The organism is Stutzerimonas sp. LR2, assembly GCF_055755175.1.
In genome coordinates this window covers 1-1,435 of the sequence record NZ_JBVTRR010000023.1, presented here as the reverse complement: position 1 = coordinate 1,435, position 1,435 = coordinate 1, and the positions used below count along the sequence as shown (strand labels likewise).

Below are 1,435 nucleotides of genomic sequence, written 5' to 3'. Positions count from 1 at the left end.
TACAGTTGCCAGTGCTGTGTTTTTTGTTTACTTCTGGAATAGGGATAGGCTGGGTTTTTTGTTGGTCCCGACGTTTTTTGTTTTTCTTTTGGCTTTGTCGGTCTTTTTGACTTGCTGTATGCTGCCAACTGTCAACACTGAAGACACGAAGCAAGCTAAGCATTATGCGACAGAATGCGTGTTGTTAGAAATGGGCATACCGACCCAGTTCGGCAGAATGAATAAACTGAAATGCCACGAGATCATCGAGCATGTTGGAACGGACTCTTACCAGTGGCATATGGCTCTGTACGAAAAGCTGAAGCAGAAAGAAAAGGTATAAAAAATCTGCGATCGGCGATCGGTGTGATATGCTGATGGCAACTGAAGTAGCGAGCGTGTCTGAGGGGACGCGCCGCGCGAGGGGTTCCCCCAGAGCGGGGTAGATTAAGCCACCAGCAAAATGCCGCACTAATCATGCGGCATTTTTGTTTCTAGCCATACATCACTTTAATGTAACTTCAGATCTGGAGTCATTCAGATATTTCAGGCATAAAGCTTTAAAGTCAGACTTCCATTCCTCAATTCGAAAATCATAGCGTTCTTGAAATGCACTTGTCTCTGTGTACATGGAGAACGCATAATTCTGATATAACTTTAGGGCAGTGACTGGCTGGTTAAGAGAGAAATATGCGTCGATGCATTCTTTCATCATCGGGTAGTTATGATTGGTTTTTGTGCCGCCGAAATTTAAGTCAAGCCCACCACTAGTGACTTTTTGAATAACAGGATCTGAGCTGAGCTCTGAAAAATCCATGCCTTGCTTCAAAAAATAAAGCACTTTGTCATGCGGTACTCCGAATCCCCAGTTCGACACATAAGAATTTAAGGCGGCTTTGATACTCAGAAGTCTATTTTTCGATTGTTGATATAAACCGGCTAAAGCGAGCCAGTATTCGCTGGATTCTGTGAATGAATTACAGGCCATTAGGCCGTAATGAATTGCATCCTCGATCTTTTGTTTTTCGCGAAAATGCTGTGATTGCTTAAACAAATTAACGGCAAGCAGGGGATCGTCAATCACTGAATCATCATCCTGACAGTCATTATCCATTTCCAGGCACTCCGCCAATATTAACGCATTTGAAAAAACGGGGGCGAGACGCCATTCATCGTGAAATAGTTCGCAAACTATAGGGCGTTCATTTTCAAGACCGATAGGCCAGTACAAACCATAGTAATCGCCGTTGCCAAAATCAGTTTCAAATAATGGTAGGAAACCATTTGCTGGAAATGGCCCCTGACTAATTTCACTATCATGAATTGTGAATGGTATTTCTGATTTTAATAGTTCCATTTGCTATTCCTGATGAGGTTGTCATTTTTAAGTAATGATAATGCAGTTTTAATTAAAGTCATATTAAGAAGGTTTAATAACCTAATATCTAGACCAACA

The 1,435-nt window shown here is 41.7% G+C and carries 2 protein-coding genes; one reads left to right on the top strand and one right to left on the bottom strand.

Translation table 11 applies throughout. The features are described 5' to 3' along the window. Positions 1-322: hypothetical protein (locus ACVRRC_RS21705; RefSeq protein ID WP_472997536.1), on the top strand; the 322-nt coding region annotated here is incomplete at its 5' end. 162 nt (positions 323-484) lie between these two features. Here ACVRRC_RS21705 and ACVRRC_RS21700 read toward each other — a convergent pair. Further along, on the bottom strand, positions 485-1,336 hold the full coding sequence (locus ACVRRC_RS21700) for a tetratricopeptide repeat-containing protein (RefSeq protein WP_472533427.1): 852 nt from the start codon (positions 1,334-1,336) through the stop codon (positions 485-487). Positions 1,337-1,435 lie beyond the last annotated feature (99 nt).